Source organism: Sagittula sp. MA-2, from assembly GCF_030126985.1.
GTDB lineage: Bacteria > Pseudomonadota > Alphaproteobacteria > Rhodobacterales > Rhodobacteraceae > Sagittula.
On the sequence record NZ_CP126145.1, the window covers coordinates 403,343 to 423,659 of the forward strand.

Genomic DNA, 20,317 nt, shown 5'->3' on the forward strand with positions numbered 1-20,317 from the left:
TTGGGCAGTGTCGGGGAAGCGGGGTGCGGATCAGGCGGTGTTCGGCAGGCCGGTCCGATCCGGTCCGCCCTGATGCAGGCGCGGGTCGGGCAGCCGCCCGCCGTAGGTGGAGGCCAGCGCCTTTTCGGTGAAGGTCGTGACTGTGGGTCCCTCGGCCATGCGGCGGCGGTTGATCAGGAAGACCCGGTCGAAGTAGCGCGGGACGGTGGCGAGGTCGTGGTGCACCGACAGCACGGTGCGCCCTTCGTCGCGCAGCGCGTGCAGGACGGTGATGATCGCGCTTTCGGTGGCGGCGTCGACCCCCGCAAAGGGTTCGTCCAGCATGTAGAGGTCTGCCTTCTGCGCCAGCGCCCGCGCGAGGAAGACCCGCTGCTGCTGGCCCCCCGACAGCTGGCCGATCTGGCGGTCGGCGAAACCCTCCATCCCCACGCGGGAGAGGCAGGCCAGCGCCGCGTCGCGGTGGTGTTTGCGGGTGCGCTTCAGCAGGCCCAGTTCGCGCCAGAGGCCCATCAGCACCACGTCCATGACCGTGGTCGGGAAATCCCAGTCGATGGAGGCGCGCTGCGGCACGTAGGCGATCCGGTGGCGGGCCGCTTCGAGCGGGGCGCCCCAGGCGGTGACACGGCCGGCGAGCGGCCTGATGACCCCGAGCGCCGCCTTCAGCAGCGTCGACTTGCCCGCGCCGTTGGGACCGATGATCGCGGTCATCGTGCCGGGCGCCAGCGTCATGTCGATGGAGAAGATCACCGGCTCGCCGCCATAGGAGACGGTCAGCCCGCGCAGGGCGAGCGGCGCCGCCGAGAGGTCCTCGGTGACCGGGCGTCCGGCGGATGTGGCGAGGTCGGGGCCGCGCATTTCAGATCCCTGCATTGAGCTTGCCGTTCATGCCGCGGTCCGGGGCGGTGCCGCCGAGCGCGTTGCAGATCGTGGTCACGTTGTGGTCGATCATGCCGATCCACGTGCCCTCGTAGGTGCCGGGCTGGCCCATGGCGTCGGAGAACAGCTCTCCGCCGATGCGAACGTCGGCGCCGCGCGAGGCGGCCCCTTCGATCAGCGCGCGCACGTTGCGGTCGGAGACCGAGCTTTCGACGAAGACCGCGCCGATGCCGCGCGTCACGAGCGTGTCGACCAGCATGGCGATGCGCTGCAGGCCGGCCTCGGATTCGGTGGAGATGCCCTGGATGCCCAGGACCTCGAAACCGTATTCGGCCCCGAAGTAGGCAAAGGCATCGTGGGCGGTGACGAGGACGCGGGCGGGTTCCGGCACGGTGGCCAGCACCTCTGCCGCGTAGGACTGGAGCCCGGCGAGCTCCGCGAGGTAGGCGTCGGTGTTGGCGGCGAAGGTCTCTGCCTGCTCGGGACGCAGGCCGGTCAGCGCGTCGCGGGTCGCCCCGACCGCGTGCCGCCAGTGGCGGGGCACCATCCAGACGTGCGGGTCCGGGCGGCCTTCGTAGATCGTGTTGTGCAGGATGTCCTCTGCCGGGACGGATTCGGCCACCGGCACCACGGGGACGCGGCTGGACAGGGTTTCGAAGAGGTCCTCGAGCTGCGCTTCGAGGTTGAGGCCGTTGCGCAGGGCCACGTCGCCCCGGGTCAGGGTGACGATGTCGGAGCGGGTCTGGCGGTAGCCGTGCGGATCGACGCCCGGGCCCATCAGCGCGGTCACCTCGGCCAGCCCGCCCGCCACGTTGCGCGCGGTGTCGGCGATCATGCCCGTGGTGGCGGTGACCCTGAGCGGCGGCGCGGCGTGACCGCTGCGCGGCAGGAGGGGAAGGGCGGCCGCGGCGCCAAGGAAGGTCCGGCGTGTAAATGTCATGTAAGCTGTCCTTTCCCGGTTGAATATGAGAGTCATTCGCAAGAAGTCAATGTTGATGCGACTTAGTCGCAAGAAAAGACGGGGATGGCACGTTTGTTGCCGCTTGAACGGTCAGCACGATCCATGCCAAGCCCGGTCCGGACGAGATAGGGCCGGACAGGGAGTGGCGCTTGACCGATTTCGCGACCCTGACGCTGGACGGCAGCGGGCTGGAACGGCAGCCGCGGGTGAAGGAGTCCTTTTGGGAGGACGACTACCTCGAACGGTTCGATGCGCGCACGCTGTGGCTGGACGCGGTCTGGCGCGACGGGGTGGTGCGGCTGATCTGCCCCCGGCTGAACAACCTTGCGCCTGCCCTGCGCGGCGCGCGGTTCGCGCTGGACGGGCGGGCGGTGCGGGCGCGGTTCCGGACCTACGACCGCCATACTGTGATCTCGCTGCCCTCGGCGCGCTGCCCCGCGGCCGTCTCGGTCGAGGTGGGCGGCTGGCGCGGGGAGAGCGCCGTGCACGGGCCGGAGGCGGGCTTTGCCGGGCGCAACGTGCTGGTCACCCTGTCGAAGGACAACGATCCGGCGTGGATCGAGGACTGGGTGCGCTTCCACATGATCCACCACGGCGCCGACGCGGTGCTGTTCGTCGACAACGGCTCGGAGGAGTACGGGCGCGCGGCGGTGCAGGCGGCGCTGGAGGCGAGCGGCGTGCCGGTGGCGCGGGTGCTCTCGACCTCCGTGCCCTACGGGCCGCGCGGCAGGAAGCCCTATGCCAACTCCGAGCTGTTCCTGCAGTTCTGCGTGCTGAACGCGGTGCGGCACAGGTTCCTGTGGGAGGCCCGCGCGGTGCTGAACTGCGACCTGGACGAGCTGGTGATGTCGGAGGTGTCGATCTTCGACCGGGCGGTGGCGAGCCGGTTCGGTTACCTCGCCTTCCCGGGCTACTGGGTGCATCCGGAGCCGGGGTTCGAGGGCGTGCCGTTCCACGCGGCGCATGGCTGGCGCGACGATCCGGCGCAGGCCTGTCCCGACAAGTGGTGCATGGTGCCCTCGGGGCCGTTGCGCGGGTTCGAGTGGCGCCAGCACCGGCTGGAGCGGCTGCCTTTCCCGACGTGGTTCCGCGCGAAGGACGCCTGGTTCTGGCACTGCCGCAACATCACCAACGGCTGGAAGCTTCTGAAACGCACGAAGGTGCGGGACAACACCGTGCCTGACGGGCGGTTGCGGGAGGCGGTGGCGGTGCTGCCGCAGCGGCCGGGGTGAGGTCTGCGACTATGGGTTGGGCGGGCTGTGTGGCTGTCGGGGCAGGGTGGCGCGGAGCCCCACCCTACGCCGGGTGCGCGCGGCGTCCGGCGTGGCGTATGGCCCGCGCGCCGGGATTTGAGTATATGCAAAGCAGAGAAGCGGGAGGCGTCTGATGCAGGCCAATCCGGTATGGTCCCTGGCGATGGTCTGCGTGTTCGTCGTCATGGCGGCGTCGAACTGGCGGCGGACGCGCATCCGGCGGATGGCGCGCGATCTGCCCACCGCGCTCAGGCGGCGGCTGGGCGAGGCGCCGGAGTACGAGGCGCCCGACGAGGAGGCCTTCCGCGACTACACGGCGCGGCACCGGCGGCTGACGCGGGTGATGCACGTGGCCTGGGCGCTGGCGGCGCTGTGGCTGGTCTATGTCGGGTATCTTGCGCTGGGTGCGGGGTGAGACCGGGAGGCCGTTCTTCGGGGCGGCGATGGCGGGTTGTTGGCTGCGCCGGAGCGTTGGGGCGGATTGCGGGGCGGCCGTGGGTGCGCTGGCGGTTCGGGCCGTTGAAGGATGCGGCCCGGTGAGCCGCGACGCCCGGAGCGGACCATGCGATCCGCGCCCGGAAAACGGGCAGCTTTCCGGGGGTGTGGCGCGGCTTTGCCGTCCGTGTCGGCACGACATTGAGAATTCACATTTACGCTGCTATATTCATAGGCAGCCCGGCGCCGGGGCGTGTCACAGGCGCGCTATGCGAAGGAGGACAATGTCCTGTCTGCAATGGCACATGCGGGTACACCCGCTGAACAGGGTCAGCCGATGACGGCGCCGACCCGACCGGACCCGACGAGCAGCGAGATCCTCGCCACGGTCCTCTCCACCCTCTCCGACAACAAGGCCGAAGACGTCGTGCAGATCGACCTGCGCGGGAAGTCCTCTGTCTGTGACTGGATGGTGATTGCCTCCGGCCGGTCGACCCGGCAGGTCGCCGCGCTCTCGGACAAGCTGGCCGAGACCCTGAAGTCGGAGCTGGGCGTCCAGTGCAAGATGGAAGGCAAGGACATCGGGGACTGGGTGCTGATCGACGCGGGCGACGTTGTCGTGCACGTGTTCCGCCCCGAAGTGCGCGAGTTCTACCAGCTCGAGAAGATGTGGATGCCCGCGACCGCTTCGGCCTGATGAAAGGTCCGGACGCGACGTGAAAGTGCACCTGTGCGTGGTGGGCCGGCTGAAGGCCGGTTCGGAACGCGCCCTGATCGACGATTATCTCAAGCGGTTCGACCGCAGCGGCCGGTCGCTTGGCCTTGGCCCTGCGCGCGTGGTCGAGGTCGACGACCGCAAGGGCGGCGGCATGGCGGCAGAGGCCGTGCTGCTGCGCAAGGCGCTGCCCGGCGGCGCGAAGCTCTGTACCCTCGATGAGCGCGGCGCGCTGATGACCTCGCCGGAGTTCGCCGGAAAGCTGGCGGACCTGCGCGACGGCGGCTGTTCCGACCTGGCCTTCGTCATCGGTGGCGCGGACGGCATCGACCCCGGCCTGCGCGCCGAGGCGGATTTCTCGCTCAGTTTCGGTGCGATGGTCTGGCCGCACATGCTGGTGCGGGTGATGCTGGCGGAGCAGCTGTACCGGGCGGCCTCGATCCTGGCCGGGGCGCCGTATCACCGGGCCTGAGATTCGGCCCGGCCGCCGTCAGCTGTAGGCGATCCAGAGCAGGATCGCGCCGAGGATCACCCGGTAGATGACGTAGGGCGTGAAACTGACGCTGCGCAGCAGGCGCATCATCAGGGTCAGTGCCAGAAGCGCCGCGAGGAAGGCAAAGGCGGCGCCGATCAGCGCGTCCTTCACCACCACCGTGTCGTCGCCGGTGAGCACGTCGAGGCTCAGCAGCGCGCCGGAGGCGAGGATCGTCGGGATCGACATCAGCATGGCGAGCTTTGCGCCATCGGTGCGGGTGTAGCCCAGCATCCGCGCGGCGGTGATCGTGATGCCCGAACGCGAGGTGCCGGGGATCAGGGCGACGGCCTGCCAGAGCCCCATGATGATCGCGTCCTTCAGCGACCAGTCGGTGTCGGTCTTCTCTTCCTTGCCGGTGCGGTCGGCCCACCAGAGCACCAGCCCGAAGACCAGCATCGTCCAGCCGATCACGGCGGTGGAGCGCAGCATCTCGTCGATGCCGAGGACCTTCAGCACGAGGCCCGCGACGATCACCGGGATGGTCGAGACGATCAGCAGGAAGGCGAGCCGGGCGCCCGGTGTGTCCATATGTCCCGTCAGCAGGCGGGGCAGGCCGGCGACCGCCTCTTTCACATCTGCCCGGAAATACAGCAGCACGGCCCCCAGGGTGCCCACGTGGACGGCAACGTCGATGGCGAGGCCCTGATCCTGCATTCCGGTCAGGTTGGGCAGAAGAATCAGGTGACCCGAGGAGGAAATCGGGAGAAACTCGGTAATACCTTGGATCAGTGCGAGAATCAGGAGTTGGGTCAGCGGCATCGAGCGGCTCCGGCAAATCGGTCAGCTTCGGTATAACCCCCTGTTTCTCAGAGAAAAGAGTGAAAATAGGTCCGGTTTGCTACCCATATTTCGGCCCGGACGGCCAAATATCGGTATCCGGGGGTGTGAAAATCGCCATTTAGGTCAGCACTTATGACTTTTATTCCGTATCAAGCTTCGGTACAGAGGCGGCGATACGAGGTTGACCCCTGCAAGAGGTTTCACGACACATGGCCAAGCAGCCGATGCTGAAATTCGTCACCACCGAGCGCCAGATGCCGGACAAGCGTGACGCGAACGTCCGCAACAAGGATTTCAACGAGATCTACGCGGAGTTCGCCGACGCCCGTGCAAAGGAGCAGGCGGCGCGGTGTTCGCAGTGCGGCGTGCCTTACTGCCAGAGCCATTGCCCGCTGCACAACAACATCCCCGACTGGCTGCGGCTGACCGCGACCGGGCGGATGGAGGAAGCCTACGAACTGGCGCAGTCCACCAACACCTTCCCGGAGATCTGCGGCCGCATCTGCCCGCAGGACCGCCTGTGCGAAGGCAACTGCGTGATCGAGAAGTCGGGCCACGGCACCGTTACCATCGGCACGGTCGAGAAATACATCCTCGACACCGCGTGGGAAAAAGGCTGGGTGAAGCCCGCCTCGCCCGCGCGTGAGCGCGAGGAGTCGGTCGGCATCATCGGTGCGGGCCCCGGCGGCCTTGCCGCGGCGGACATGCTGCGCCGCGCCGGTGTGCAGGTCACGGTCTATGACCGCTACGACCGCGCGGGCGGGCTGCTGACCTACGGCATCCCCGGCTTCAAGCTGGAAAAGGACGTGGTCATGCGCCGCGTCAAGCAGCTGGAAGACGGCGGCGTGCGCTTCGTCATGAACTGCAACGTCGGCGACGACATGTCCTTCGACGAGATCCGCGCACAACATGATGCGGTCATCATCGCCACCGGCGTCTACAAGTCGCGCGACCTCGGCGGGCCGGGCGCGGGCGCCAAGGGCATCGTGAAGGCGATCGACTACCTCACCGCCTCCAACAAGTCGGCCAACTTCGGCGACACGGTGGCGGAGTTCGAGGACGGCACGCTGAACGCCAAGGGCAAGAAGGTCGTGGTGATCGGCGGCGGCGACACCGCCATGGACTGCGTCCGCACCGCGATCCGCCAGGGCGCCGAGAGCGTGAAGTGTCTCTACCGCCGCGACCGCGCCAACATGCCCGGGTCGCAGCGCGAGGTGCAGAACGCCGAGGAAGAGGGCGTGGTCTTCGAATGGCTGACCGCACCGGCGGGCTTCAAGGGCGGCGACGTCGTCAGCGCGGTGAGCGTGCAGAAGATGCGCCTTGGCGCGCCGGATGCCTCGGGCCGCCAGCGGCCGGAGCTGATCGACGGATCGGACTACGACGAGCCGGCGGACCTCGTGATCAAGGCGCTCGGCTTCGAGCCGGAAGAGCTGCCGACGCTCTGGGGTGTGCCGGGCCTCGACGTGACCCGCTGGGGCACCGTCAAGGCGGAGTTCACCACCGGCCGCACGGCGCTTCCGGGGGTCTACGCGATCGGCGACATCGTGCGCGGTGCCTCGCTGGTGGTCTGGGCGATCCGCGACGGGCGCGACTGTGTCGAGGCGCTGTTAAAGGATCTTGACGCAAAGACGGCCGTGGCGGCTGAATAACCTTTGAGTTGCGGGGATTGCGGTGCAATTCCCGCCTAGGATGCGCTTTCCGGCCGTTTCGACCCCCTGAACCGGCCGGTTGTTAACCTCCTGAAGCGGCGCCCGCGCGGGGCGGCGTGCGACATTCACAAGTGTTAAGGGTCCGCAGCGCTGACCCGAACCGGCAAAAGGGTTGAGGATGCGTAAATCGGTGCAGCGCATGGTGACGGCGGGGCTTTCGGCCCTCCTGTCGTGCTGCCTGCCGGTGGCGCTGGCCGCACAGGCGGCGGTCTTTGCACCGCCCGAGGGCTGCACCGCCTACCTGACCGTTCAGCACCGCGATTGCCGGGTGGAGCATCACTACACCTGCGCCGCCGCGGGCACCGACCGCTTCCGCGAGGTCTTTACCGACGAGGGCCCGGTCTACCAGAGCCGGATCGACGCGCAGGCGCAGTGGATCACCAGCCGGCAACTGCCGGGCGGTGCACCCACGGTGACGCTGCTGCCGGCGAAGGACCCGGCGTCGATGGACACGCTCCTGGAGACCGGCATCGACAGCATGGATTTCGAGCAGCGCACTCCGGACGGCAGCGTGCAGCGGGTCACCGGCGAGGACCGGATCGTCGACCGCAACGTGGTGATCGACGGCGAGCCGCTGTACCGCACCGTGTTCGAGGTCAACTTCCTGAATGCCGACGGCAGCGTGATGGGCACCTACACCGGGTCGGAGTATGTCTCTCCCGTGCACCGCCGGTTCTTTGCCGGGCGCGGCAAGGCGGTGTTCGACGGCGTGGAATCCTCGTTCGACCGGACGCCGAAGGAGTTCATCTATCCCGGCGAGCCGGGCTTTGGCGCGCTGGAGCCGATCTACGATTGCGGCGTGATGATGAGCGCGCTGGAGCCTGTTGCGGAACCTGTGGCGGAGCGGGTGCGATGAGCGCGCTGCGGTCCGGGCCGCAGACCGGCGGCTGCATGTGCGGGGCGGTGCGCTTTACCGCCACCGAGGTGCCGGTGAACGTGGGCGCCTGCCACTGCGAGATGTGCCGCCGCTGGACCGGCTCGGCGCTGATCGGGGTGACGGTGCCGACGGAGAAGGTGACGTGGGAGGGGCCGGTCTCGGTCATCGCCTCGTCGGACTGGGCGGAACGGGGGTTCTGCGGGCGCTGCGGCTCGGGGCTCTATTTCCGGGTGACGCAGGAAAGCCGGTGGTTCGGCAACACGGAGCTGCCCATCGGCATCTTCGACGACGCCGGCGGCTTCGAGATGACGAACGAGATCTACATCGACCACAAGCCCGACAGTTTCGCCTATGCGGGGGACGGGCGGCGCCTGCTGACGCGGCAGGAGTGCGTGGAGCGTTTCGGCGTGCTGGAGGGCGGCGGCCCGGAGGACTGAGGTCCGCGCGCCGTGGCGGCGTGGGGACAGTTGAGTATTTGGAAAGCAGAGAAGCAGGGGCTTCGGCGCTTTCCGGGAACGGGGCCGGAAGGCTCATCTGGAAACCGGGCCGCGCGGCCCGCGGGACTGAGACGGCCCTCCGGGGCCACGAATGGAGGGCGTGAGCCATGACCAAGTACGATGCAGAGTGGGTCCGGGCCGAGGAAGCCAAGCGCAAGTGGATGTCGGAGAACGGCATGTACCACGAGAGCGAGGAGCATTCCTCGTGCGGGGTGGGTCTTGCGGTCAGCCTTGACGGCAAGCCGTCGCGCAAGGTCGTGGAGGCGGGCATCGGCGCGCTGAAGGCGATCTGGCACCGCGGCGCGGTGGACGCGGACGGCAAGACCGGCGACGGCGCGGGCATCCACGTGCAGATCCCGGTGCCGTTCTTCTACGACCAGGTCGAGCGCACCGGCCACACGCCGCGCAAGGACGAGCTGCTGGCGGTGGGCCAGGTGTTCCTGCCGCGCACGGATTTCGGCGCGCAGGAGGCCTGCCGGACCATCGTGGAGACCGAGGTCCTGCGGATGGGCTACTACATCTACGGCTGGCGTCACGTGCCGGTGTCGGTGGCCTGCCTCGGCGAGAAGGCCAACGCGACGCGGCCCGAGATCGAGCAGATCCTGATCTCGAACGCGAAGGGCGTGGACGAGGAGCAGTTCGAGCGCGAGCTTTACGTGATCCGGCGGCGGATCGAGAAGGCGGCGGCGGCGGCGGGGATCGCCGGGTCGGGTGGCCTGTACATCGCGTCGCTGTCCTGCCGGTCGATCATCTACAAGGGCATGATGCTGGCGGAACAGGTCAGCGAGTTCTACCCGGACCTGCAGGACGAGCGGTTCGAGAGCGCGTTCGCGATCTATCACCAGCGCTATTCCACCAACACCTTCCCGCAGTGGTGGCTGGCGCAGCCGTTCCGCATGCTGGCGCACAACGGCGAGATCAACACGCTGAAGGGCAACGTCAACTGGATGAAGAGCCACGAGATCCGCATGGCGTCTTCGGCGTTCGGCGACCTCGCGGAGGACATCAAGCCGATCATCGCAACCGGGTCGTCGGACTCGGCGGCGCTGGATTCGGTGTTCGAGGTGCTGGTGCGCGCCGGGCGCAACGCGCCGATGGCGAAGACCATGCTGGTGCCGGAATCCTGGTCGAAGCAGGCCATCGAGCTGCCGGAATCCTGGCGCGACATGTATTCCTACTGCAACTCCGTGATGGAGCCGTGGGACGGTCCGGCGGCGCTGGCGATGACCGACGGGCGCTGGGTGTGCGGCGGGCTCGACCGGAACGGTCTGCGGCCGATGCGCTACGTTGTGACCGGCGACGGCATGCTGATCGCGGGGTCGGAGGCGGGCATGGTGCCGGTCGACGAGGCCACGGTTCGCGAGAAGGGCGCGCTTGGCCCGGGCCAGATGATCGCCGTCGACATGAAGGACGGCAAGCTCTACCACGACGTGGAGATCAAGGACCGCCTGGCGGCCAGCCAGCCGTTCGGCGAGTGGGTCGGCAAGATCACCGAGCTTGACGCCGCGCTGAACGCCATCACCGAGAAGCCGATCTTCGAGGGCGCCGAGCTGCGCCGCCGGCAGATCGCGGCCGGCTACTCCATCGAGGAACTGGAGCAGGTGCTGGCGCCGATGGCGGAAGACGCCAAGGAGATGATCGCGTCGATGGGCGACGACACGCCGTCGGCCGTGCTGTCGAAGAAGTACCGCCCGCTGTCGCATTACTTCCGCCAGAACTTCAGCCAGGTGACGAACCCGCCGATCGACTCCCTGCGCGAATTCCGCGTGATGAGCCTGAAGACGCGCTTCGGCAACCTGAAGAACGTGCTGGACGAGTCGTCGAGCCAGACCGAGATCCTCGTGCTGGACACGCCGTTCATCGGCAACGCCCAGTTCGCCGAGCTGCAGAAGCACTTCAACGCGCCCTGCGTCACGCTGGACTGCACCTTTACACCCGGGCCGGACGCGCTGCGGGACGGTCTGGCGCGCATCCGGGCCGAGGCGGAGGACGCCGTGCGCTCCGGCGCGGGGCACCTCATCCTGACCGACGAGCGGACCTCGGAAGACAAGGTCGCGATGCCGATGATCCTCGCCACCAGCGCGGTGCACAGCCACCTGACGCGCAAGGGGCTCAGGACCTTCACCTCGATCAACGTGCGGTCGGCGGAATGCATCGACCCGCATTACTTTGCCGTGCTGATCGGCGCGGGCGCGACCACCGTGAACCCCTACCTCGCCGAGGACAGCCTTGCGGACCGGATCAAGCGCGGCCTGCTGGACATGACCCTGACCGAGGCCGTGGCGCGGTATCGCGAGGCCATCGACCAGGGCCTTCTGAAGATCATGTCGAAGATGGGCATCTCGGTCATCTCGTCCTACCGCGGCGGCCTGAACTTCGAGGCCGTGGGCCTCAGCCGTGCGATGTGCGCCGAGTACCTGCCCGGCATGCTGTCGCGCATTTCCGGCATCGGCGTGAAGGGCATCCAGAAGAAGGCCGAGGAGGTGCACAGGCTGGGCTTCCTGTCGGGCCGCGACGTGCTGCCCATCGGCGGCATCTACAAGGCGCGCAAGTCCGGCGAGACCCACGCGTGGGGCGCGCAGGTCATGCACCTGATGCAGGCGGCCTGCGACCGGGCGTCCTACGAGCTGTGGAAGCAGTATTCCAACGCGATGCAGGCCAACCCGCCGATCCACCTGCGCGACCTTCTGGCCATCAAGCCGCTGGGCAAGCCGATCCCGCTGGAAGAGGTCGAGTCGATCACCGCGATCCGCAAGCGGTTCGTGACGCCGGGCATGTCGCTGGGGGCGCTGTCGCCCGAGGCGCACAAGACGCTGAACGTCGCGATGAACCGCATCGGGGCCAAGTCCGACAGCGGCGAGGGTGGCGAGGACCCGGCACACTTCGTGCCCGAACCCAACGGCGACAACCCGTCGGCGAAGATCAAGCAGGTGGCTTCGGGCCGGTTCGGCGTCACCGCCGAGTACCTGAACCACTGCGAGGAGCTTGAGATCAAGGTGGCGCAGGGCGCCAAGCCCGGCGAGGGCGGCCAGCTGCCCGGCATGAAGGTCACCGACCTGATCGCCCGCCTGCGCCATTCGACCAAGGGCGTGACGCTGATCTCGCCGCCGCCGCACCACGACATCTACTCGATCGAAGACCTTGCGCAGCTGATCTACGACCTCAAGCAGATCAACCCGCGCTGCAAGGTGACGGTGAAGCTGGTGGCGTCCTCGGGCGTCGGCACCATCGCGGCGGGCGTGGCGAAGGCCAAGGCCGACATCATCCTGATCTCGGGCCACAACGGCGGCACCGGGGCGTCTCCGGCGACCTCGATCAAGTACGCCGGCCTGCCGTGGGAGATGGGGCTGTCCGAAGCGCACCAGGTGCTGGCGATGAACAACCTGCGGTCGCGGGTCACGCTGCGGACCGACGGCGGCCTGCGGACGGGCCGCGACATCGTGATGGCCGCCATGATGGGCGCCGAGGAGTTCGGCATCGGCACCGCCGCGCTGATCGCCATGGGCTGCATCATGGTCCGCCAGTGCCAGTCGAACACCTGCCCGGTGGGCGTCTGCACCCAGGACCCGGCGCTGCGCGAGAAGTTCACCGGCAACGCCGACAAGGTGGTGAACCTCATTTCCTTCTACGCGACGGAAGTGCGGGAGATCCTCGCCGAGATCGGCGCACGCTCGCTTGCGGACGTGATCGGCCGGGCGGACCTGCTGACGCAGGTGTCGCGCGGTGCGGAACACCTCGACGACCTCGACCTGAACCCGCTGCTGATCCGCGTGGATGGCTCCGACTCGATCCAGTACAACCGCGACAAGGATCGGAACCCGGTTCCCGATACGCTCGACGCGGAGATCGTGCGCGATGCGGCGCGGTTCCTGAAGGACGGCGAGAAGATGCAGCTGTCCTACGCGGTGATGAACACGCACCGGACCGTTGGCACGCGGACCTCGTCGCACATCGTGTCGAAGTTCGGGATGCGCAACGCGCTGCAGCCCGATCACCTGCACGTCAAGCTGACCGGCTCTGCCGGGCAGTCGCTGGGTGCCTTCGCGGCGCCGGGGCTGAAGCTGGAAGTGTCGGGCGACGCCAACGACTATGTCGGCAAGGGCCTGTCGGGGGGCACCATCGTGGTGCGTCCGCCGCTGGTCTCGCCGCTGGTGGCGTCGGAGAACACGATCATCGGCAACACCGTGCTGTACGGCGCGACCGACGGCTACCTGTTTGCCGCAGGCCGGGCCGGAGAGCGGTTCGCGGTGCGCAACTCCGGTGCGAAGGTCGTGGTCGAGGGCTGCGGGTCGAACGGCTGCGAGTACATGACCGGCGGTGTCGCCGTGATCCTCGGGCCGATCGGGGCGAACTTCGGTGCGGGGATGACGGGCGGCATGGCCTACCTGTACGATCCGGACGACCAGGCGCGCGACATGATGAACATGGAAAGCCTGGTGACCTGCCCGGTGACCGTGTCGGCCTGGGAAGACCAGCTGAAGGACCTGATCGAGCGTCACCTGGCCGAGACCCGGTCGCAGCGCGCGGCGGAGATCCTGCAGCACTGGGACCTGGAGAAGGCGCACTTCGTGCAGGTCTGCCCGAAGGAGATGCTGAACAAGATCCCGCATCCGCTGGGCATCGAGGAGAGCCTCGCCGTTCCGGCGGAGTGATCCCCGCGTTGGACATCGAAGGTCCCTGCCTCCGGGCGGGGACCTTTTTTTATCGGCTTTGGACGGGCTCCGGCTGGACGGGCGCGGGGGAGGGGACATGATCGAACTGACGGGGCGGCTGGTCTGCGCCGACGCCGCAGAGGCGGAGCGGGTGCGTCAGGCGCTGCCCGAACACGTTGCACTGACCCGGGCGGAACCGGGCTGCCTGTCTTTCGAGGTGGAGCCCTGCGGCCCGCTGGTCTGGCGCGTTGCGGAGCGATTCACCGATTCCGCCGCCTTCGAGGCGCATCAGAAACGTATGCGTGAAAGCGATTGGGGTAGGACAACCGCAGGGATAAAGCGCGACTACGAAATCCGCGAAATTGGTTGACGTTAGGTCAAAAACCTCTTTCTCGCCACTTTTGCGCACGGTCGCGGCCACCTTCCGAAGCAATATAGGGGGCGTTGGTAAGGGTTCCCTTTTGACGGTAACAAGTGGTTCGCCTGGCCGTACGGGCAGGCTGCGGGGCGTCCTTCGGGGCGCTCCTTTTTTTGCTCTCGAACCCGCCGCCCGTCAGTGTAGACAAGGGGCATGGCAAGACGGGCAAAAGCGGCGCGCAAGACGGACGCGCGGAAGACAAAGAGCGACAAGGCGCGCACGGCGGGCAGGCTTCCCCTGAAACGGAGGCTGCGCAGGCTCGTGCTGCGGGGGGTGGTGCTGATGGCAGGACTGGTGGTCGTGGCGGTGGCGCTGTTCAGCGTGATCGACCCGCCGATGACGCACACCATGTGGGTGGAGCGGTCGCGGCTGGGCGCGCTGGAACGCGACTGGGTCGACTTCGAGGACATCGCGCCGGTCATGGCCCGCTCTGCCGTCGCGGCGGAGGACGCCAATTTCTGCGAGCACTGGGGCTTCGACATGGGCGCGATCCGGGCGGCGATCTCGGAAGGGGCGGCGCGCGGCGGGTCGACCATCAGCCAGCAGGTGGTGAAGAACGTCTACCTCTGGCAGGAGCGGTCGTGGTTCCGAAAGGGGCTGGAGGCCGGCATGACCCCCATGGTGGAGGCGCTGTGGTCGAAGCGGCGTATCCTCGAGGTCTACCTGAACGTGGCGGAGTTCGGCGAGGGCGTCTTTGGCGTGGAGGCCGCGGCGCGGCACTACTTCGGGGTGAGCGCCGATGCGCTGAGCGCGCGGCAGGCCGCGCTACTGGCGGCGGTCCTGCCCAACCCGAAGGAGCGCAACGCCGGGCGGCCCTCGAACTCTGTCGACCGGCGGGCGCGGTCGATCCAGGACGGCGCGGCGACGATTGCCGCCGACGGGCGGGACGACTGTTTCGAAGGATGAGCGGCGCTTCGGCGCGCCGTGGCCGGGACGCGTGGAGGCGCTTGAATCCCGGTGGCCTTGACCTCTATTAGTGGGGGGCTCCCCGACCATACAGGACTTAAATGGCCAAGCTTTATCACGTTCCTCTTTCACCGTTCTGCCGCAAGGTGCGGTTGAGCCTCGCCGAGAAAAAGATCGAATGCGAGCTGGTGGAGGAACGCTACTGGGAGCAGGACCCGGACTTCCTGCGGCGCAACCCGGCGGCCAAGGTTCCGGTGATCCGGATCGACGGCAAGACCATGGCCGAGTCGGCGGCGATCTGCGAATGGATCGAGGAGAAGTATCCCGAACCCTCGCTGATGCCGCGCTCTGCCGATGCGCGCTACGAAGTGCGCCGGCTGGTGGGCTGGTTCGACGACAAGTTCCACCACGAGGTGACGTCGAAGCTACTTTACGAGCGGGTGAACAAGAAGATGATGAAGGCCGGCTTCCCGGACAGCGGCAACGTCAAGTCGGGCGCCAAGGCGGTCAAGTACCACCTCGACTACATGGCGTGGCTGCTGGATCACCGCCGCTGGCTGGCTGGGGATTCCATGACGCTGGCCGATTTCGCCGCCGCCGCGCACCTGTCGTCGCTGGACTACATCTCGGACGTGGACTGGAACCGGTCGTCGGTGGTCAAGGACTGGTACGCGAAGATCAAGTCTCGCCCCGCCTTCCGCTCGATCCTGGCCGACCAGGTGCCGGGCTTCCCGCCGCCCGCCCATTACGCCGACCTCGACTTCTGAGGCCGGTTGCCCTGAGCGGTACGATGTGCCGCGGTCGGGGACACTTCGGACAGAGAGGAACGGGGGTCGCGTGCAGGATCTGACGGCAGCGCTGAAGCGGGAGGCGGCAGAGGTCGGGTTTTCCGACTGCCGTGTCGCCCGCGTGGCGGACCTGCCGGAGGTGATGTCGCGGCTGCAGGCCTTTGTCGGCGCGGGCCATCACGGCCAGATGGGCTGGCTGGCGGAGCGGATGCACTGGCGCGGCGATCCGGCGGCGCTCTGGCCCGAGGCGCGCTCGGTCGTGATGCTGGCGGAGGACTACGGCCCCGAGGAGGACCCGCTGGCGGTGCTGAACCGGCCCGAGCGCGGCGCGGTCAGCGTCTATGCCCGCCATCGCGACTATCACGACGTGGTCAAGAAGCGGCTGAAACGGCTGGGCCGCTGGCTGATCGAGGCGGCAGAGGCGGAGGGCACGGCGGGGCCGGAGATCAAGGTCTTCGTCGACACCGCGCCGGTGATGGAGAAGCCGCTGGGGCAGGCCGCGGGTCTCGGCTGGCAGGGCAAGCACACCAACCTCGTGTCGCGCAGGCTGGGGTCGTGGTTCTTCCTCGGCTGCATCTTCACCACGCTCGACCTGACGCCGGACGGAGCGGAAGCGGATCATTGCGGTTCGTGCCGCCGCTGCCTCGACGTCTGCCCGACCGATGCCTTTCCCGCGCCCTACCGGCTGGATGCGCGGCGCTGCATCTCCTACCTGACGATCGAGCACAGGGGCCCGGTGGACGAGGCGCTGCGCCCCGGGCTGGGCAACCGCATCTACGGCTGCGACGACTGCCTTGCGGTCTGCCCGTGGAACAAGTTCGCAGGGGTCGCGCAGGAGGTGAAATATCACGCCCGCGACGACCTGCGCGCCCCGCCGCTGGCCGATCTGGCGGCGCTGGACGACGCCGGATTCCGGGCGCGGTTCTCCGGCTCTCCGATCAAGCGGATCGGGCGCGACCGCATGGTGCGCAACGTGATGTATGCCGTGGGCAACTCCGGCCGGGCGGCGCTGGAGCCGGTGGCGCAGGGGCTGTGCGACGACCCCGACGAGGCCGTCCGGGACGCGGCCCGCTGGGCGGTGGGGCGCCTGCGCGGCAAGGGCTGACGGGGCGCGGCAGTTCGGTCACATTTCGCGGATTGCCGAAAAAACAGTAGACGCCACGGCAACGTGACTCTTGCGCGGGCGTTCATTCCGTGATGGAATCCGATTTGCCGAGTGGGGGGACGTGCTGCCAATACGCATTCACTCGAAATGTACAGGTTCCTGCGAGAGCAGGGCTTCGGAACGCTGCGATGCAAGCCGTGGATGTCCGGAGGGGTATTGACGGGCGCAGAGCTGCCATCTCCGCGCCCGAGGCGACTTGCGTGTTCTTGGGAGAAAGCGTTGTCACCCGCCTGTTTCATGACAGGTGAACCTTTTTGGCGCAAGGCTGCCCACATTCATGTGTACGATGTTTCGGCGGGGCTTTGCTTATTCGCAACAGGCCCCATCTTCCGTTGCAGACCGCACAGGAGGACGCACATGCCAAAATATGAACGCAGACCGGACGTTATCGCCACGTTGACGCCAGAGCAGTATCGCGTCACGCAGCAGAGCGGTACGGAGCGTCCGGGCACCGGGGAATACCTGGGAAACAAGGAGCCCGGCATCTACGTCGACGTGGTGTCCGGGGAGCCGCTGTTCGCCAGCGCCGCGAAGTACGAATCGGGATGCGGCTGGCCGAGCTTCGTGAAGCCGATCGAACCCGAGAACGTCGTGGAGCTGCGCGACACCACGCACGGCATGATCCGCACGGAGGTACGTTCGCGCCATGGTGACAGCCATCTGGGGCATGTCTTTCCGGATGGACCGTCCGATCGGGGCGGTTTGCGCTACTGCATCAACTCGGCCTCGCTGCGCTTCGTGCACCGCGACGACATGGAGGCCGAAGGCTACGGCCAGTACATCGACCAGGTGGAGGAGATCCAATGACCGAACGTGCCGTTCTGGCTGGGGGCTGCTTCTGGGGAATGCAGGACCTGATCCGCAAGCTGCCGGGGGTGGAAAAGACCCGGGTGGGCTATACCGGGGGCGACGTGCCCAACGCGACCTACCGCAACCACGGGACCCATGCGGAGGGGATCGAGATCCTCTTCGACCCGGAGAAGACCAGCTATCGCCGGCTGCTGGAGTTCTTCTTCCAGATCCACGACCCGACCACGCCCAACCGGCAGGGCAACGACCGGGGCATGTCCTACCGCTCGGCCATCTACTACGTCGACGAGGCGCAGCGTGAAGTCGCGCTGGAGACGATCCGCGACGTGGACGCCTCGGGCCTGTGGCCCGGCAAGGTGGTGACGGAGGTCGAACCGGTGGGCGATTTCTGGGAGGCCGAGCCCGAGCACCAGGATTACCTGCAGCGCATTCCGCACGGCTACACCTGCCACTACCCGCGCCCGGGCTGGGTTCTGCCCCGGCGGGACGCGGCGGAATAAGGCCCTTTTGGGTCGGCAACAGGGGCGGCGCGCCGGGTATCGGTGCGCCGCCTTTTTCGTGTCCGGGGGAGGGGGCGCTGCCCCCGCCCCTGCGGGGCCCTCCGAGGTATTTTGCACCAAGATGAAGGGAGACAGTCCGCCTTCGGCAGCCGTGGCGCGGCGCGGTCGAGGGTGAGATCCGCGTCGGAGAAACGGAAAGGCGAGCGGACCCCCGGGATGCTTTCGGGCGCGACGCCATGACGGCTGACGGGGGCGGTCGTCTTCGCAGCCCATCTCCCGGGATCACAGGCGCACCTCATGCGGGCGCGGCCCGTCTTCCGGAGAGGTGCCCCAAACACCCATGACGTCACGTTGACGTGGACGGCGGGCGGGTCATGGTGTGTGGTGCCAGCCAAAGAGGGAGGCCCACACATGACGTCATATCCGCACCTGCTCAGCCCGCTCGACCTTGGGCATGTCACGCTGAAGAACCGCGTGCTGATGGGGTCCATGCACACCAACCTCGAGGAGCGGGGCGACTGGAACCGGGTGGCGGAGTTCTACGCGACCCGCGCGCGGGGCGGCGTCGCGCTGATGGTGACAGGCGGCATGGCCCCGAACAATGAAGGCGGCGTCTTTCCCGGGGCGGCGGGCCTCTATACCCCTCAGGACATCGCCAACCACCGCATCGTCACCGACCGCGTGCACGAGGCGGGCGGGCTGATCGCCATGCAGATCCTGCATGCGGGCCGCTATGCCTACGGTCCCGACTGCGTGGCGCCCAGCCCGGTCAAATCCCCGATCAGCCCCTTCCCGCCGAAGGAACTGGACGAGGAAGGCATCGAGAAGCAGATCGCCGACATTGCCACAGCCGCCGCCCGCGCCCGCGAGGCAGGCTATGACGGGGTGGAGGTGATGGGCTCCGAAGGGTATTTCCTCAACCAGTTCCTCGTGACCCACACCAACAAGCGCACCGACCGCTGGGGCGGTTCCTACGAGAACCGTATGCGGCTGCCGGTGGAGGTGGTGAAGCGCGTGCGCGCGGCGGTGGGCCCGGACTTCATCCTGATCTACCGGCTGTCGATGATCGACCTGATCCCCAACGGCTCCACCCACGAGGAGGTGGTGCAGCTTGCGCAGGCGGTGGAGGCGGCGGGCGCCTCGATCATCAACACGGGCATCGGCTGGCACGAGGCGCGGGTGCCGACCATCGCCACATCGGTGCCGCGCCGGGCCTTCGCATGGGTCACGCAGAAGCTGATGGGCAAGGTGGGCGTGCCGCTGATCTGTTCGAACCGCATCAACACGCCGGAGGTGGCGGAACAGGTGCTGGCGGAGGGCTGCGCCGACATGGTGAGCCTCGCGCGGCCGTTCCTTGCCGATCCGGACTTCGTCGCCAAGGCAGAGGCCGGGCGGTCGGACCTGATCGCACCCTGCATCGCCTGCAACCAGGCGTGCCTCGACCACACGTTCTCGGGCAAGGTGTCGTCCTGCCTCGTGAACCCGAGGGCGGGGTTCGAGACGGAGCTTGTGGTCGAACCCGCCAAGGTGACGAAGACCGTGGCGGTGGTGGGCGCGGGACCGGCGGGCATGTCCGCGGCGATCACCTGCGCGCAGCGCGGCCATACCGTGACGCTGTTCGACGCGGCGGAAGAGGTCGGCGGGCAGCTGAACATGGCCAAGGTCATCCCCGGCAAGGAGGAGTTCCACGGGCTGGTCGACTGGTTCGGCGCGATGCTGGCCGAGACCGGCGTGACGCTGGCCCTGGGGCAGCGCGTGGGCGCGGAGGACCTGAAGGACTTCGACGAGGTGATCGTGGCCACCGGCGTCAGCCCGCGCGACCCGGAGATCCCCGGGCAGGACCACGCTTCGGTGCTGGGCTACATCGACGTGCTGCGCCACGGCGCGGAGGCGGGCAAGCGCGTGGCGGTGATCGGCGCGGGCGGCATCGGCTTCGACGTGTCGGAGTTCCTCGTGACCGGCGACAGCCCGACGGAGAGCCTGCCGGACTGGATGCGCGAATGGGGCGTGACCGATCCGGCAGAGGCACGGTCCGGCCTGGCGCCGGAGGGGCCGCAGCCCGACGCGCCGGTGCGCGAGGTGGTGATGTTGCAGCGCAAGGCGGAGAAGCCGGGCAAGCGGCTGGGCAAGACCACCGGCTGGATCCACCGCGCCGGGTTGCAGATGAAGGCCGTGCAGATGAAGGCGGGCGTGAATTACGAGCGCATCGACGACGCGGGGCTGCACATCTCCTACGGAGAGGCGCGCGAGCGGCCCGAGGTCATCGCCTGCGACACCGTGGTGCTTTGCGCCGGGCAGGTCAGCGCGCGCGGCCTTGCGGATGCGCTCGAGGCGGCGGGCCGGAGCTGCCATGTGATCGGCGGGGCGGACGTGGCGGCGGAACTGGACGCCAAGCGGGCCATCGACCAGGGGGTGCGGCTGGCGGCGACGCTCTGACGAT

General features: G+C 68.0%; 18 protein-coding genes. 15 read left to right on the plus strand and 3 right to left on the minus strand.

Annotated features, from left to right (window positions below):
• Positions 1-30: 30 nt before the first annotated feature.
• Positions 31-870 carry a metal ABC transporter ATP-binding protein gene (locus QNI11_RS02120; RefSeq protein ID WP_373418419.1) on the minus strand — a complete coding sequence of 280 codons (840 nt, stop codon included), beginning with the start codon at positions 868-870 and terminating at the stop codon, positions 31-33.
• Positions 857-1,816: a metal ABC transporter solute-binding protein, Zn/Mn family gene (locus QNI11_RS02125; RefSeq protein ID WP_283982170.1), complete on the minus strand. Its 960-nt coding sequence runs from the start codon at positions 1,814-1,816 to the stop codon at positions 857-859. The genes QNI11_RS02120 and QNI11_RS02125 overlap by 14 nt, the downstream gene beginning before the upstream one ends.
• Positions 1,817-1,986: 170 nt before the next feature.
• On the opposite strand from QNI11_RS02125, the gene QNI11_RS02130 reads away from it, so the two are divergent.
• The 4 genes from QNI11_RS02130 to rlmH all read left to right on the plus strand — a co-directional run bounded on the left by QNI11_RS02130 (position 1,987) and on the right by rlmH (position 4,712).
• Positions 1,987-3,069, plus strand: coding sequence for a hypothetical protein (locus tag QNI11_RS02130; RefSeq protein WP_283982171.1), 1,083 nt, complete (start codon positions 1,987-1,989; stop codon positions 3,067-3,069).
• A 154-nt stretch (positions 3,070-3,223) separates the two neighbouring features.
• Positions 3,224-3,505, plus strand: a complete 282-nt coding sequence (locus QNI11_RS02135) for a hypothetical protein (protein ID WP_283982172.1) — start codon at positions 3,224-3,226, stop codon at positions 3,503-3,505.
• Between the two features lie 357 nt (positions 3,506-3,862).
• Entirely contained in the window at positions 3,863-4,222 is a 360-nt protein-coding gene (gene rsfS, locus QNI11_RS02140) for a ribosome silencing factor (protein WP_283982173.1), read from the plus strand.
• A gap of 19 nt (positions 4,223-4,241) precedes the next feature.
• On the plus strand, positions 4,242-4,712 hold the full coding sequence (rlmH, locus tag QNI11_RS02145; protein WP_283982174.1) for a 23S rRNA (pseudouridine(1915)-N(3))-methyltransferase RlmH: 471 nt from the start codon (positions 4,242-4,244) through the stop codon (positions 4,710-4,712).
• Between the two features lie 18 nt (positions 4,713-4,730).
• On the opposite strand, the gene QNI11_RS02150 is transcribed toward rlmH, so the two are convergent.
• Positions 4,731-5,534, minus strand: coding sequence for an undecaprenyl-diphosphate phosphatase (locus QNI11_RS02150; RefSeq protein WP_283982175.1), 804 nt, complete (start codon positions 5,532-5,534; stop codon positions 4,731-4,733).
• Between the two features lie 230 nt (positions 5,535-5,764).
• On the opposite strand from QNI11_RS02150, the gene QNI11_RS02155 reads away from it, so the two are divergent.
• From QNI11_RS02155 to QNI11_RS02205, 11 genes are all read left to right on the plus strand, one after another.
• The gene (locus QNI11_RS02155) at positions 5,765-7,204 is read left to right on the plus strand and encodes an NAD(P)-dependent oxidoreductase (protein WP_283982176.1); all 1,440 of its coding nucleotides are present in this window, start codon (positions 5,765-5,767) and stop codon (positions 7,202-7,204) included.
• A gap of 178 nt (positions 7,205-7,382) precedes the next feature.
• Positions 7,383-8,120 (plus strand): hypothetical protein, encoded by a 738-nt coding sequence (locus tag QNI11_RS02160; RefSeq protein ID WP_283982177.1) that lies wholly within the window; start codon positions 7,383-7,385, stop codon positions 8,118-8,120.
• Positions 8,117-8,578, plus strand: a complete 462-nt coding sequence (locus QNI11_RS02165) for a GFA family protein (RefSeq protein ID WP_283982178.1) — start codon at positions 8,117-8,119, stop codon at positions 8,576-8,578. Before QNI11_RS02160 ends, QNI11_RS02165 begins: the two co-directional genes overlap by 4 nt.
• A 167-nt stretch (positions 8,579-8,745) precedes the next feature.
• The gene (gene gltB, locus QNI11_RS02170) at positions 8,746-13,290 is read left to right on the plus strand and encodes a glutamate synthase large subunit (RefSeq protein ID WP_283982179.1); all 4,545 of its coding nucleotides are present in this window, start codon (positions 8,746-8,748) and stop codon (positions 13,288-13,290) included.
• Between the two features lie 97 nt (positions 13,291-13,387).
• Positions 13,388-13,660, plus strand: a complete 273-nt coding sequence (locus tag QNI11_RS02175) for a putative quinol monooxygenase (protein ID WP_283982180.1) — start codon at positions 13,388-13,390, stop codon at positions 13,658-13,660.
• Positions 13,661-13,861: 201 nt separating this feature from the next.
• Positions 13,862-14,614, plus strand: coding sequence for a monofunctional biosynthetic peptidoglycan transglycosylase (gene mtgA / locus QNI11_RS02180; RefSeq protein ID WP_283982181.1), 753 nt, complete (start codon positions 13,862-13,864; stop codon positions 14,612-14,614).
• A 101-nt stretch (positions 14,615-14,715) separates the two neighbouring features.
• Positions 14,716-15,381 (plus strand): glutathione S-transferase family protein, encoded by a 666-nt coding sequence (locus tag QNI11_RS02185; protein ID WP_283982182.1) that lies wholly within the window; start codon positions 14,716-14,718, stop codon positions 15,379-15,381.
• A 70-nt stretch (positions 15,382-15,451) separates the two neighbouring features.
• Entirely contained in the window at positions 15,452-16,507 is a 1,056-nt protein-coding gene (gene queG, locus QNI11_RS02190; protein ID WP_283982183.1) for a tRNA epoxyqueuosine(34) reductase QueG, read from the plus strand.
• Positions 16,508-16,924: 417 nt separating this feature from the next.
• Positions 16,925-17,374, plus strand: coding sequence for a peptide-methionine (R)-S-oxide reductase MsrB (msrB, locus tag QNI11_RS02195; protein WP_100928074.1), 450 nt, complete (start codon positions 16,925-16,927; stop codon positions 17,372-17,374).
• Entirely contained in the window at positions 17,371-17,877 is a 507-nt protein-coding gene (gene msrA / locus QNI11_RS02200; protein ID WP_283982184.1) for a peptide-methionine (S)-S-oxide reductase MsrA, read from the plus strand. The genes msrB and msrA overlap by 4 nt, the downstream gene beginning before the upstream one ends.
• A 411-nt stretch (positions 17,878-18,288) precedes the next feature.
• Entirely contained in the window at positions 18,289-20,313 is a 2,025-nt protein-coding gene (locus QNI11_RS02205) for an NADPH-dependent 2,4-dienoyl-CoA reductase (protein ID WP_283982185.1), read from the plus strand.
• Positions 20,314-20,317: the final 4 nt, after the last annotated feature.